This is a genomic window from Flavobacterium endoglycinae, from assembly GCF_017352115.1.
In the GTDB taxonomy this organism is placed as follows: Bacteria; Bacteroidota; Bacteroidia; order Flavobacteriales; family Flavobacteriaceae; genus Flavobacterium; species Flavobacterium endoglycinae.
This window is the reverse complement of sequence record NZ_CP071448.1, coordinates 2,791,340-2,806,739: the sequence shown is the minus strand read 5'-3', so window position 1 is coordinate 2,806,739 and position 15,400 is coordinate 2,791,340. Positions and strand designations below refer to the sequence as shown.

The 15,400-nt window shown below is 35.1% G+C and carries 8 protein-coding genes; 5 read left to right on the top strand and 3 right to left on the bottom strand.

Annotated features, from left to right (window positions below):
- The first annotated feature begins 104 nt into the window (after positions 1 to 104).
- On the top strand, positions 105 to 725 hold the full coding sequence (locus J0383_RS12185; protein ID WP_207298694.1) for a ComF family protein: 621 nt from the start codon (positions 105 to 107) through the stop codon (positions 723 to 725).
- A 116-nt stretch (positions 726 to 841) separates the two neighbouring features.
- Here the strand turns inward: J0383_RS12185 and J0383_RS12180 are convergent, their stop codons facing one another.
- Positions 842 to 3,511, bottom strand: coding sequence for a zinc-dependent metalloprotease (locus J0383_RS12180; RefSeq protein WP_207294320.1), 2,670 nt, complete (start codon positions 3,509 to 3,511; stop codon positions 842 to 844).
- A 202-nt stretch (positions 3,512 to 3,713) separates the two neighbouring features.
- Between J0383_RS12180 and J0383_RS12175 the strand changes: the two genes are divergently transcribed.
- From J0383_RS12175 to J0383_RS12160, 4 genes are all read left to right on the top strand, one after another.
- Entirely contained in the window at positions 3,714 to 4,646 is a 933-nt protein-coding gene (locus J0383_RS12175) for a bifunctional riboflavin kinase/FAD synthetase (protein WP_207294319.1), read from the top strand.
- Between the two features lie 116 nt (positions 4,647 to 4,762).
- Positions 4,763 to 5,200 (top strand): hypothetical protein, encoded by a 438-nt coding sequence (locus tag J0383_RS12170; RefSeq protein WP_207294318.1) that lies wholly within the window; start codon positions 4,763 to 4,765, stop codon positions 5,198 to 5,200.
- Between the two features lie 176 nt (positions 5,201 to 5,376).
- Complete coding sequence (gene bioB / locus J0383_RS12165) at positions 5,377 to 6,465, top strand: biotin synthase BioB (protein WP_207294317.1); 1,089 nt, start codon at positions 5,377 to 5,379, stop codon at positions 6,463 to 6,465.
- Between the two features lie 78 nt (positions 6,466 to 6,543).
- Complete coding sequence (locus J0383_RS12160) at positions 6,544 to 7,410, top strand: cupin-like domain-containing protein (RefSeq protein ID WP_207294316.1); 867 nt, start codon at positions 6,544 to 6,546, stop codon at positions 7,408 to 7,410.
- 65 nt (positions 7,411 to 7,475) lie between these two features.
- Here the strand turns inward: J0383_RS12160 and J0383_RS12155 are convergent, their stop codons facing one another.
- Positions 7,476 to 11,021, bottom strand: coding sequence for a T9SS sorting signal type C domain-containing protein (locus tag J0383_RS12155; protein ID WP_207294315.1), 3,546 nt, complete (start codon positions 11,019 to 11,021; stop codon positions 7,476 to 7,478).
- A 501-nt stretch (positions 11,022 to 11,522) separates the two neighbouring features.
- Positions 11,523 to 15,347, bottom strand: coding sequence for a T9SS sorting signal type C domain-containing protein (locus tag J0383_RS12150; protein WP_239023064.1), 3,825 nt, complete (start codon positions 15,345 to 15,347; stop codon positions 11,523 to 11,525).
- Between the last annotated feature and the right edge of the window lie 53 nt (positions 15,348 to 15,400).

The window sequence follows — 15,400 nt, the reverse complement described above, 5'->3', positions numbered from 1 at the left end:
GCGGGTATTTTGCTATTTTTGTAACTAAATTCTTTGTATTTGTGTTTAATTTTATTATTGATCTCTTTTTTCCTAAAGTTTGCTCTGGATGCCGCTCTGTTTTAATGACAAATGAAGTGGTTTTATGTACCAATTGCCGTCATGAACTCCCTCTGACACAATATCATCTAGATCCCGATAATCAGGCCGTTAAAAAGTTCTATGGAAAAATCGATATTCAGCATGTTTCGGCATTTATTTATTTCAATAAAAAAGGAATCGTTCAAGAACTCATTCATAATTTAAAATACAAAGGACATGAAGAAATTGGAACTGTTTTGGGCAATTGGTATGTAGAAGACCTGCAGGAACTAAAACCAGAATTTCCTTTTGATATGATAATTCCGGTTCCGCTTCATCCTAAAAAGTTTAAAGAAAGAGGTTATAATCAAGTGACGACTTTTGGAAAAGCTCTTGCCGAAGGTTTAAAAATTCCTTTCAATAGTTCTGTTTTGTATCGAAAAAAGTATTCTAAAACCCAATCTAAAAAAAATCTTTTGGGAAGATCTGAAAACATTGAAAACATTTTTGATGTGGTTTCTACCGAAGAAAACCGAAACAAACATTTTGTATTGGTCGATGATGTGCTTACAACAGGCGCGACACTCGAAGCTTGTTCAAGAGCATTGTTAAAGATTCCCGGAGCCAAAATTAGTATTGTTTGTATGGCGATGGCGAATTCCTAAAATTTAAATTCCAATTTTTCTTGGCAACTAAAATCTAAAACTTATTATAACTAAAAATCCAAATTCCAATTGAAACAGTTGGAATTTGGAATTTAAATATTGGAATTTTAAAACCTTTAGTTTACAATTATTTTTTTCACGGTTCTTTTGTGACCATCAATTACTGTTACCAAATAAATTCCTGCTGAAATCGTTGGCAATTGAATGTTTTGATTAAAAGTACCTGAACTTTGGAATGTATTTGAATAAATAGTTTTTCCTAAAATATCATGTACAAAAACTTTAACCTGAGGAGATTCATTTTGGAACTGAATCGTAAAACTTCCTTTATTCGGGTTTGGATATAAAGCAAAATCGATCGTCTCAAAATCTTCTGTTCCTAAAGTAAAGGTTTGATTGCAAATATTTACCGAAGCCGAATTTATGGTTCCAAACATTCCTGAAACGGCATCACGAACTCTAAAAGTCCAAGTACCTTGAGCGGTTTGACCATTAAACGCACTTAAAGCTTCTGCAGGAATAACGATTTGTTCTGTAGTTGCATTACAGTCTAGAGAATTTCCAGAATCATCAAACTGAAGCGCTAAAGTAGAGTTGGTACTTCCACATGATTTATTAAATAATCGAACGATTGTTCCCTGCGGGCTTACGATTTGAATTTCAACATCTGAAAATCTTGCATGGGTTACATTAACCGAAACATTTACATCTGAAATAATTCCTGTTGATGATGGAACACTAACCGTTCTTGTGGTATAACTTGTTGAATAAGGAATACTAAAAGCACTTCCAAAGCTATAAGTATTACAGCTTGTAGATGAAGTATATCCTACTGCAAAAGGTTTACTGTTAACCGCATAATAAATATTTGCGGTTGGCTCTATTAAAATTCTGCAGTTTGTAGAAGATGGTACACTTGCTGGAAGTGTAATCGCTTCAGAACCATCATTAGGTGTATTTGAAACCAATGTTATAGGAAAAGTCAAACCGCCATCTGTAGATAATTTAATATTTACATTTGATGAACCCTGAAGTGTATTAGTATTATTTACACTCCAGCTAACGGTTTGTAAGGTATTTTGCTGCCAGCTTAAATCGGTACCGTTATGTGAAGTTACAGTAAAAGGCCCTGCTGAAGATACCACATTCACCACCATTGCATCTGTATTGGTTTGTGCCGTACCCATAGCTGCATTGTCGCGTCCGGTTAACGTAAAATTCAATGTTCTGTCAATTGACGCAACAGACTCCCAAGTGGTAGTAAGCTGATTGGCCAGTACAGAACTTAAACTTGGCATATAACGTATTGGTGAACTTGTTGGAGGAAATGATCTAAACAATGGCCCATCAGGTTTTGTTGGATAAGCGATACTGGTTGATCCTGCAGTGTTAATCGCATTATCATACTCTTCCCAAGTATAGGTTATTGCATCACCTTCAGCATCTGAACCAGTTCCTTTTAAAACAAATGCAGTTGAAATAGGAATTGTATAATCGATTCCTGCACTTATTACAGGAGGATTATTGGTTATGCTGGTACTTACGGGACACGTTTTATTGGAAAGTGTATTTTGAATCTGCCAAATACTAGCATAGGCAAAATAATCATCAGAATTACTTTGAATATCATAATCATTTGTTACTCCAGCATATCCCATAATAGTAGAACCACTTCCCGGCTCGACATTTACAGAAGTTCTTTCTCCTGAATCATATGAAAAAGTGTGATTGGCTCCTAATTGGTGTCCGATTTCGTGGATGACAAAATCAATATCAAAAGTATCGCCTTCAGGCTGTCCATTCGATGGTGACGTAAAAGCACTTCCTTTTCCTAACGGATTTCCAGTAGTTGGATTGGTACAAATACAACCTATACATCCCGCATTTCCGCCTCCGCCAGAAGCACCAAATAAATGTCCGATATCATAATTGGCATTCCCAATAACAGAAGTAAGTGTACTTTGCACTTCCTGATTCCATGCTCCGTCTGCACCAGCTGCTGCATTAGAATATGGATCTGTAGAAGCGTTGGTATAAATTACGGCATCATTGTTGGCAATTAAAACTAATTGTATTGCTAAATCTTTATTCAACACTCCGTTAACACGGGTCAGCGTTGCATTCATTCCGGCCAATGCCAACGCTTTTGTTCCTCCAAAATATGATGTGTACTCACCTGTACAAGACAATGCCAGGCGAAGTGTTTTAAATACTTTATCATTGGAAGCCGTTTTTGCTGTTTTAGAAGTCAGGTGTGTTTCTGATAGTACATCCAAAGTTTTACACTCCAACCTTACTTTTGAAGCAGCATCTTTAGAAGAAAACAGAACATATTCTCCTTTATTTTCGGGGTTTGCTTCTATGAATTCTGTGTTTTTATCAGCACGAAAAACCATGGTCTGAATTCCTCTTGGAGAAAAACTAAAATGGATTACGGCTGATTTATCATCTAATCCTTTTCCTTGATAGGCTCTGATTTCAGGATATTTTGCTTGAAGTTCTGGATCAAAGTTTGATGATTCCCAAACCTGAAATTTTTCCAAAATGCCCTGAGAGTTAGGAATGGTAATTTCAGTAATGTTATCTGAAGATAATTTATTGACAGTATTGCTGAGTTTAGCTGTTAAGAAATCAGTATTTAATTTATAATATAGTTTCCTTTGTGAATCAGCAGATTGAATTTGTTTTCCTGAAACTGAACTGGATTTCTGCCACAAATCATCGCTTTGAGCATGAATTTTTGCAAACGAAAGTATAATCAGAAATAAAAGTAATTGTTTCTTCATGCTTATAGGATTTTTTTATTGGTTACTCAAAATTAAATGATTTAAATCAAATTCTTACATCTAAACGACATTTTACGTTTTTTAGTCGACGAATTGGATTTTTTTTCGACAGAAGAAATAAAATCAAACTAAAAAATCAATTCCTGTTAGTATTAAATTTAAAATAGATAGTATAAATTTGCAGCATCTTAAATAATTTGTTTTGAAGCTCTTTCATTCTATAAACGATTTCCATTCGGCCAAGAAAACTATTTTGACTCTTGGTACTTTTGATGGCGTACATATTGGTCATAAAAAAATTCTGGAACGGATTACTCAAAACACTGAAAATGGGAAATATGAAAGTCTTGTTCTTACTTTTTTCCCTCATCCGAGAATGGTTCTTCAAGAGAAATCAGAAATAAAACTTTTAAATACTATTTCTGAAAAAACAAAATTACTGGAGGCAACCGGAATCGAAAATCTAATCATTCATCCATTTGACGAAAGTTTTTCACGACTTACCGCAGAAGAATTCGTTCACTCTATATTAGTAGATCAATTTCATATTCATAAAATAATTATTGGACACGATCATCGTTTTGGAAGAAACCGTACTGCCAATATTGATAATTTAATTGCTTTTGGAGCCGAATATGGTTTTGAAGTTGAACAGATAACGGCACAGGAAATTCAAGATGTTTCTGTAAGTTCGACCAAAATCAGAAAAGCACTTCAGGAAGGAAACATGAATCTGGCAAATGATTATTTGGGATATGATTACTTCTTAACTGGTGAAGTTGTAAAAGGAAAACAATTGGGAAGAACTATTGGTTTTCCAACTGCCAATATTCAAATCGATGAAGAATACAAACTGATTCCCAAAAATGGCGTTTATGTTGTTAAGGCTTTCATAGACGATTTGGAAGTTTACGGAATGATGAACATTGGTTTTAATCCAACTGTAAACGGACAAAGGCAAACCATCGAAGTAAATCTTTTTGATTTTGATGCCGACATTTATGGCAAAAAAATAGAAGTTTCGCTGCTGCAATATCTTCGTGAGGAGCAGAAATTTGGTTCTTTAGATCTTCTAAAAGCACAATTAAATAAGGATCAGCAGGATTCTCTAACATTTGTGAGCCGCTTACAGTAATAATACTTCATTTACTTTTGGTGTTTTTTAAACCATCGTAGTTATTTTTTTAGTAAATTTGATATACCTACCTGCTTATCAAATAATTATAATACTAACCTCTAAAAATAATTATTATGAAACTACCGAAAGAAATACTAAACGGGTTTTTGATATTCCTTGGAATTGGCATTTATTTTTTACTAATGAACCTATTGGGTCTTGCTGATTTGTTTTACCTGCGTACACTTAATGTATTTTTTATATTTTATGGTGTAAACAGGACCATGCAGATGAACCTTCATGAAGGCGAAACTAATTTTGTATCGAATGCTGTTTCTGCCATGACAACTTCGGTTGTTGGAATATCACTAAGTGTACTGGCTTTACTGATTTACAGTTATGCAAAAGGTGGTGATGCGTATATACGAACTTTATCAGAAACTTTTATGTTTGGAGGAAATCCCTCAGTACCAACTTATTGTATCTGTCTTCTTTTTGAAGGACTTGCTTCATCAGTAATTGTAACTTTAATGATGATGTTATATTGGAACAACAAATATGCAGCCGATTAATTTATCGGAATAAAAATAACTTTTCAGGCATCCTAAAATCATAATAAATCTTAATTATATGATTTTAGGATGCTTATTTTTTGAAAAACAATTACAAATTGATATTTATCGTTACCTAATTAGGTGATTATAATATTTTACCTACTTTTAATACTCCAAAAAACAAATTTAAAACAATGAGTATTACTAAGCACAATTGGACAAAGGAAGAAATTATTGCTATTTATAATAAACCATTAATGGATCTGCTTTATGAAGCAGCTACTATTCACAGACAACAGCACGACCCAAATGTCGTTCAGGTTTCTACTCTTTTGTCTATTAAAACCGGCGGATGTCCAGAAGACTGTGGCTATTGTCCGCAAGCTGCCAGATACAACACAGGAGTTAAAGGAAATGATTTAATGACTGTAAGTCAGGTAAAAGCACAAGCTTTAAGAGCAAAATCAAGCGGATCATCTCGAGTGTGTATGGGTGCTGCGTGGCGAAATGTAAAAGATGGTGAAGAGTTTGATCAGGTTTTAGAAATGGTACGAACCATTAACAAATTGGATATGGAAGTGTGCTGTACCTTGGGAATGCTTACCGAAAATCAGGCACAGCGTTTAGCCGAAGCAGGATTATATGCGTACAACCATAATCTGGATACTTCTGAAGAATATTATAAAGATGTTATATCAACGCGAGGTTTTGAAGATCGTTTGCAAACTATTGAAAATGTCCGTAAAACCAATGTTACCGTTTGCAGCGGCGGAATTATAGGAATGGGAGAAAGTATCGAAGATAGAGCAGGAATGCTTGTAGCGCTTTCGACTTTAAATCCACAGCCGGAATCTGTTCCTATTAATGCCTTGGTTGCTGTTGAAGGCACACCAATGGAAGAAGAAAAGCCAGTAGAAATCTGGGAAATGATTCGTATGGTGGCTACTACAAGAATTGTTATGCCAGAAACACAAGTCCGATTATCTGCTGGAAGAACCAATATGAGCCGTGAAGGTCAAGCGATGTGCTTTTTTGCAGGAGCAAACTCCATATTTGCCGGAGACAAACTGCTGACTACTCCAAATCCCGATGTGAATGAAGACATGAAAATGTTTGAAATGTTAGGTTTGATTCCGCAAAAACCTTTTATCAAGTTGATGCAGCCTGAAACTGTTGAAGCTACTGATTCTAAGTTTACTTCTTTGGGAGAAAAACCAAAATGGTCGAGACCAGGACATACTATTGAAAGAAATGTTGACGCATCGATCAAATCAAAAATTTAAGCAAATGAGTTAATCCATATCATTAATAATTAGTAAATTGCTTGTGACACAGTTATAAGCAATTTTTTTATTAGCAAAATGAAACTAAAAGAAATAGAAAGGGTAAAAAAAATTTCTAAAAAGGATTTTATTTCCCAATATGTAAAAAAACAAATTCCCGTTGTTGTTGAAGAACTGACCGAAGACTGGCCAGCGTATGAAAAATGGAAATTATCCTACATCAATGAAATTGCCGGTGAAATTACTGTTCCTTTATATGATGACAGACCTGTAAATCATGAAGAGGGTTTTAATGAAGCTCATACCAAAATGAAAATGAGCGATTATATTCATTTATTACAATCGAAACCTACCAATTATCGTATCTTTCTTTACAATATTATGAAAGAAGTTCCAGCACTAAAAAATGATTTTGTATGGCCTGATATTGGTTTAAGATTGGTTAAACAATTACCAATGATTTTCTTTGGCGGAGAAAACGCAAGGGTGTTTATGCATTTTGATATTGATTATTCAAACATTCTGCATTTTCATTTTCACGGTGAAAAACAGTGTATGATTTTCCCTCCAGATCAATCAAGATACATGTATAAAGTACCGCACGCTTTAATTTCGAGAGAAGACATTGATTTTGATAATCCTGATTATGAAAAATTTCCTGCTTTGCAAAACGCCGAAGGTTATATAACCAATTTGAAACACGGTGAAATGTTATACATGCCAGAAGGTTATTGGCATTATATGAAATATTTAACTCCAGGATTTTCAATGAGTTTACGTGCATTTCCTAAAAACATCGTTAATTTATCAAAAGCAGCGTACAACATTCTTATAATGCGTCATTTTGATATTATGATGCGAAAGTTCAAAGGCCAGAAATGGATTGATTATAAGAATGAAAAAGCAATTCAAAACACACATGAAAATCTGCGAAAGAGTGCATAATTGAAAAAAACAAAAACCAGTTATAGAGTTATAACTGGTTTTTGTTTTTATATCAACGTTTTTAATTAATGAAATCCAATTTTCTTAGTGGTTGTTTTTCCGTTATCCAAAGTTACTTTTACAATTAAAAGCTGTTCGCCAGTTCTCAGATTTGCGATTTGGAATTCGGTATTTTCAATTTTTTTATTGTTGTAGATTAATTTTCCTGAGATATCAAAAACAGAAACTTCTTGAATAAAACTTTCTGATCGTAATTTTACGGTTCTATCTTTTACAGAAATCATCACGCTGTTGTCTGGCAGATCAAACTGATCAACTCCTAAAGTACCCGAAGTAAATTTGATGGCAAAACGTTCCAAAAATGTCCCTGTTGTAGTCGTAAATGTATAATTACTTTCCTGTAAATTGTGTATAACATTTTTCACTTTATCTTCTAAATAAATAGCATGAGTGGCTAAATTTCCATCGGCATGATCTATCGAAATCGAAAATTCTCCTGAAATTGTAGATTTGTAACCTAATGGTATTACATCGGTTTCAGAGAAAGGGAGTGCGCGACCTTGAATAACTAAATTCATTCCTTCGTTTATGCTATAGAAATCTAAATATTTATTTCCATCAATTGTTACTCCGTCAAAATTTTGATCCCATGAATTGGTCGCGCCTTCAACATATCCAATCAGTAATTGCTTAAAAGCGCCTTGGGTATTGGTTAAATTAAGCCATACACGATGTCTTTCTATTGCCGTTTTATTACTTTCGGTAGATTTATAAAATTGGGCATTATTACCAGAAACTCTCATGGCATTTGTAAAAACAGCATTTCCTCCAGTTTTAGATATAGCAAAAAAGCCTTGTCCCGCTGCGATATATCCTAATGGCGCTGCTTGGTTTCCGGGAGTTGGAGCACCTTGCCCTACAAGTCCGCCCACGGTTGTAGCTCCCGTTATATTATAAATGGCATAATCATTACTATTATAGTTGTACTGTGCATCTCCTGCATTCGCATTGCTTGGCGGACTATTATGTGTCCAGAAATATAAAGTTCCGTATACATTCGCCGCATTATCAAATATAAATTGGTCAGCATAAATAGCAGAAGGATATGGATTACCCAGCAGCTGCCATCTCTCGGCTGTTCCTAAAGAAACATTTATAGTACCGTTATTTGGAATTCCGACAAAAGCGGCAGCATAATTTACTCCTGTATTTATATCATTTGCTTGAGGCGCTCTTACCATATAACCACGCCCCGGAAGCATTTCCTGCGTACCATTGTAACTTATTATCCAACCTAGATTTGGATCATAGCTGTAATATTTATCTCCTAAAGTCCCAGGTGATAAATCATAGAGTGTAAAAGCTGGCGTTCTTGTAATAGGTGCTGACCAATAGGTTAAATCATAACGTCTTACTGGAGGTGTAATCCTTTTATACGTGATATTTCCTGTATTGGTAACATTATTGGTTTGTACCAGACTGGAATTATTTTCGAAAATCAACTGGCCTCCGTTATTGGTAACCGCATTTGAAATCGTAAAAGTATGATTGGAATTTACGGTAACAGTAACACCTGAATCAACCGTTAAAGAACAACCGTTTAAATCTCCTGTTGTAGAATAATTTCCTGAAAAACGTACAGCATCGGTACTGATTGGCGGACTTCCTTTTGACCAGCTTGTTCCGTTCCAGATATTTATAACGGCCGCAATAATATTTAAATTTGAAGTTGCCAGTGAAGGACAGTTGGTAGCATCTTGTACTGTAAAGGTATAATTACCGGGCGCTAAATTTGTAACTGTATAGGTTGTTCCTGAAGAAGAATAGGTTTGAGAAGCAGTGCCGCTTTGATTTATAGTCCAGCTTGTAGCCGGCAGTCCAGTTAAAACAACGCTTCCCGTTGAAGAAACGCAAGTTGGCTGTGTAATGGTTCCATACGTTGGCGTAGCGAGTCTGGAATTTACGGTAATGGTAGCATTATCAACTGTAAATCCTGTACTTCGTGAACAAGTGTTGGCACCAGTTACTGAAACTAAAGTATAGATAGTAGTGGCCGTAACTGGATTTGTAAAGGGTGCAAAAGGAGTACCACTTGTAACATTTGTTACTGTACGATCTGCTCCGCCATTTTCTTTGTACACTATCGTATAAGGCCCAGTTCCTGCTGTTGCTGTAAAAGTTAATAGTCCCGATCCTGTTACACAAAATGGACCATTGGCCGTTAAACTTCCTTGTGGAAGTGGATTTACTGTAATAGTCGCAACCGATGAATTTACCACAGAACAATTACCGTTTTGGATTACGGCTCTAAATTGAGTAGTTGCTGTAAGTGCTCCCGAAGTATAAGTGGTTGTAGTATTAGCAATTGGAGCCCAAGTTGAAAAGGGGCTTACTGCTGATTCCCATCTTATGATTGATCCAGTTTGTCCGCTCAAGGTTAGAGTACCACTTGTTGCTCCAGAACAAATAGTCGTTGTTCCCGCAACACTACCTCCTACAGTTGCGGCATTGATAGTTAATGAAGCCACATTATTTGTTGTGATATTTGAAGAACACGCTGCCGATGTCAGATTCGTAACGGTTATAGTACTTGTTCCAATAGTGTTTAAACCTACGGCAGTAAAAGTTCCAGTTCCTGCTGCACTAACCGTCATTACTGCTGTAAGACCTGTTGCACTTGGATTACTACGATTATAAGTCACTACATAAGGACCAGTTGGTAATCCTGCCGCACTTGATGTTAATGTTACTAGAGAAGTTGTTCCCGCTGAATTACAAACATCTGCTGCTGAAATTCCGGTAATGCTGTAGGTGGGACAAGTATAAGTTATAATTACACGACCAGCCGCACCATCACCACCAACTTGAGCAGCAGATCCTGCCAACTGCATACCACCACTTCCACCACCTCCTGGCGAATTTCCGGCATAACCTGGTCCGTTTCCTAAAAGTAAGCTTCCACGTGCATCACCTCCTGTACCACCACCAGTTCCGCCGGCAGTTCCTCCTGCTCCCGAGAATAGTCCAAGGCTTAATAAAGCTGTATTTCCAGTTCCTCCGTTTGCTCCAGAAACAGTTGAAACAGAACCAAATGAAGATGTACTTAAACCTCCTGATCCGCCTGCAGGTGTGCCGCCAGCAGAATTGGCGGTACCTCCAATTCCTCCTGCTGCAAATAAGATTGTTTCGTAGCTATCAATTGTTGAATTTCCTCCATTACCTCCATTACCTGTTGTACCTGTTGTAACTGGGGCAACTCTAACGTTGAGTGTTGCACCAGCAGTAACTGAGATATTACCGCGTGCAAAGGCTCCTCCGCCTCCGCCTCCGCCACCTCTTCCGGTTAGGGCGGCCGAGTTACTAGCACCTCCTCCGGCACCTCCTCCTCCCCAAGCTTGTACATCCATAGTGGTAATACCAGCCGGAACGACAACTGTTCCATTTGCATTAAGGGTATGCGGCGGCTGTGCCCAAAGAGAAAAACAGACAAAGGAGAGCAGTAAAGAAAGCTTTACTTTTAAAAATGATTTTTTAGAATTTACACTAGATAAAGAAAAACAATGAAGTAGATTTTGGGGAAAAATAAACGAGGCAGGTAATTTTTTTTTCATCGCACTTATTTTTTAATTAAAAGAACATTCAAAATCAGATGAAGTCTGATCAAATTATAATTCTAAATACCTCAAAAAATAAATTTTGATTATTAATGACACATCAATAATCAAAACCAAAAAAATATTGTAGATGCACTTTTTTTTAGTGGTATTTAAAATTGCAATCAATAATTTCTGGCGGGTAAAATTGTAAATGCCTTTTCGATTTTTTAAAGAAATCAAAATGTGCATTTTGACGGCTTTTATTTATGTTTGTCGAATAAGATCCTAACAAGGTACGATTTTATTTACAATTGAAATAAATCTGATTTGTTAAAAAACTAATTTTAACATTTTAAACCTGATTTTAAGAAACTCATTTACAGTGCTTTAAAAACCAAAAACCGCAGTAAAATCAATACTTGGCAGAAAAAACCTACGATATGTTTATGGCTTTTTTTAAATAAAAAAAATCCACCTTAAAATCTAAGATGGAACTATTATTTAGTGGTTTTTACTTTAAAAAATGATTTTTTTAACTTCTGAATATTCATTTTCTAGTGTTATTTTCAGCAGTAAAACTTGATCTGCAGCATTGAGATTGGAAATCTCCAAATCTGACTTTCCAATTTTCTTTTTTGAATAGATTAATCTACCTCTTGTATCAAAAATATCCACTGCCTTAAGATTTACATTTAAAGAATTAATATTTATTATTTTATGTTTGGAAGAAACTAAAATATCATTTTTATGAGTCTCAATTTTTTTGTCTCCAAGGGTTTGGTATTTATAATGTAATACAAATCGATCTTCAAATGTTCCGATTGGACTGGTAAAGGCATAATCTCCAGATTGCAGGTTTTGCCAATTTTGATTTAGCTTATCTTCTAGATAAATGTCTTGATCGACAAAAATCCCGTCAGTATGATCGATTCCAATTGTAAATTCTCCTGAAATTGTAGTTTTATAACCTAAAATAATCTGATCTGTGTCTTCAAACGGAAGTCCTCTTCCTTGAATAGCTAGTTTTTTGTTTTCAACTATACTATAAAAATCTACAAATTGGTTTCCTTCTAAAATTTCACCATCATAATTAATATCATAATTGTTTGTTGCTCCTGTAACGTAACCGGCCAAAAGTTGTTTAAACGCTCCTTTATCATTTCTTAGATTGAGCCAGAAACGGTGTTTTTCGATTTCATCTTTTACCAAATTCTTATTTTCTGATGGTTTGAAAAAAGCGTTATTTTGATTAGGAATACGCATACCGTCATTAAATTCAATGGTACCGGCTGCATTACTTTTGATAAAGAAAGATTGTCCCGACGCAATTTTACCATTAGGAATTGTTTCGTTTATTCCATCTGAATTGGCTTTGGTTCCAATGCCTCCAACGAGATTATAAACGGCATAATCATCAGCTGTATATTCGTAATTGGTTATGGGTGTGTTGTGAGTCCAGAAATAAAGCGTTCCTTTAGTTTTAAATTCATTTTTCTTCAGAAAAACATCAGCGTCAATTGCAGAAGCATATGGATTTCCAATTAAATTGAACGAATCTGCTGCTCCCATATTCACGTCAATTTTACCATTATTGGGAATTCCCTTAAAAATGGCTTTATAAGTTGAAGCTGTGGAGGTTGAAAATTCCTGTGGGCCTCGTATTATATAGCCTTTCCCTGAAATCATATCAAAATATGGATTTTCAAACTGCCATCCTGATACGGGATTATAGGAAAAGTATTTATCATATAATGTATTGGGCGACACATCAATTAATTTTTGATTTTGCACGGGTGCAGACCAATAGGTGTAATCGAATTTTAAAATTGGTTTTGTGTTTCTTTTTAGATGTATTATTCCTGTATTTTTAATATCATCATCTGACTGATATAAACTTGCAGAGTCTTCTAGGTTTAAAATCCCTTCTCCAGAATATGAAAATTCAATACTCAAGGTTTGACCACTTGGAATTGTAACTTCTTTTCCTGAATCGATATTACAACTGCAAACATCTGAAGATACTAAAGCTGGAAAATCACCTTTAAAAAATATTTCTTTTCCTCCTGACGGATATCCATTTGACCATGAAATACCATCCCAAGTTGTTGAGTCTAAACAAAGTTTTAATCTTGCTATACGATGTTTAGAAACACCTGAAACAGAATTAAAATCTCCTCCAATTAATAATCGATGGTTATACGTTAAACCAAAAGTGTACAATTTATTATTAAGAGTTACTGTGAAAGAAGGATCAAGATCACCATTTTTCATCAATCTGATTAATCGCAAAGCACTTGTATTTTTATAAGTTCCCGAAAAAGAACCTCCAACTAAAATACGACCATCCGGCTGTATAAGAAAAGCACGAACATCGCCTTTATTAAATCCAGTTCCAGAATCAAAACTGGTATCTAAACTTCCGTTTGGGTTTAGGCGTGAAATTTTTTTTTGTGACTGTCCGTTAAAAGATAAAAAAAAGCCTCCGACTAAGATTTTATTATCAGATTGAAGCGCTATTGCATATACATTTTTATCAAAGCCATAAACTCCAATATTAAAATCTGGATCTATACTTCCATCGCTGCTTAACCGAACCAAATGTCCGTTAAATCTTCCTGCTACTAAAATTTTTCCATCAGGTTGAACTAGGACATCATCAATAATAGCCTCAATTCTTGCATTAAAAGTAAAATCTCGAGAACCGTCTGGTAATAATCTTAGTATTCGTTCTACGGAAGAATCGTTATTAAATCGGGTAAAATTTCCTGCTACGATTATTTTTCCATCTGACTGAATTGCCATTGCATAAATCTGATTGTTAAATCCAGATCCAATATTAAATGTAGGATCGAAAGATCCATCAGGTAGAATTCTGGCCAAACGATTACATAAAACATCATTGTATTTGGTAAAGTTACCTCCAATAATGATTTTACCATCTGCTTGCAAAATTGCCGATTTAATCAAATTATTGGCTCCGGTTTGTTCTTTGTTAAAATCAGGATCGGAAGAACCATCTTCCAAAAGTCTTGCAATTCTAGGAGCTGGGTTATTATTAAAAGTGATAAAGTTTCCCACTACAATTGTTTTTTTATTTTCTTGCGGAATTATTTTAAAGACTGAGTTATTAAATCCAATACCTGATGATAAATAACTACTATCTTGTTCTCCTTCGAAATTTACTTTAGCCAATCGTCCTTGATTCTGCCCATCAAAAACTGAAAATGAACCACCAATAAACCATGAACCTTCCTGATCATTAGCAAGTGCAAAAACAGATGCTGATGCAGGACCTAATCCTATATCAAAATCGGTTTTTAAAAGTCCTTTTGAATCCAGTAATATTACTCTGTTGACATCAGTTCCATTATACTTACTTGTAAAGTTACCGCCAACCATAATGTTGCCCTGAGTATCTGTTTTTATAATCTCGACATTTCCGCTATTAAAGCCTGTGCCTAGGAATTCTGTATCGACAGAGCCGTCTTGATTTATGCGGATAATTCTATTTGCTGTGTTTTCTTGATAAGAAGTAAAGTTTCCTCCTAAAATAATTTTGCCATCAGGCTGAATTACAATTGCATTTACATCATCATTAAAGCCCGTTCCAATATTAAAGTTTGTATCAACGCTTCCATCAGTGTTTAAACGAATTATACGGTTACTTTCTATTTTATTAAATAAAGTAAAGTTTCCTGTTAGTAGTATTTTCCCATCCGAAAGAATTCTGGAATTGGTAATATTTAAAGTGGAACCTGTTCCGGTATCAAAAAAGGGATCTAAAGTACCGTCTGGTAAAATGCGTGCTATTCTGTTAACGGTTTTTGTATTGTATTTGGTGAAACTGCCCACAATAATAATTTTACCATCGGACTGCAGACTAATATTGTAAATAATTCCTGTTGGGGCTCCAATTGAGGTATTAAATGACAAATCCTGTGTGCCATCATTGTTTAATCGAATTATTCTTCCAGCACTGTTTCCGTTATAAGCTGTAAAGTTTCCTGCGGCGATTATTTTTCCGTCGGGCTGTACGTTTATGGCGTATATTTTTCCATTAAAACCTGTTCCTGTATTAAAATTTTCATCGATGGTGCCGTCTGGTTTTAATCGTGTTAAATAGGAAACTGACGATCCGTTAAGACTTAGATAATCTCCTCCAACCAATAAGTTTTCGTCTGGTTGTAAATAAAGTGCTCTTACTACATCATTAAAACCATCACCTTTTAATCCGTCATCAAGTGTATTAAAGGTTATATCTATTTTTCCCTGCTGGGCGTAAAGGCAATTATTATAAAATAAAAGAGCAATTAGAGAAGTCAGGAGTATTTTTTTAATCAAAACTAAAAATTAAGGTTAATACTTATTGTATAATTAACCGAAATTATAGGGTT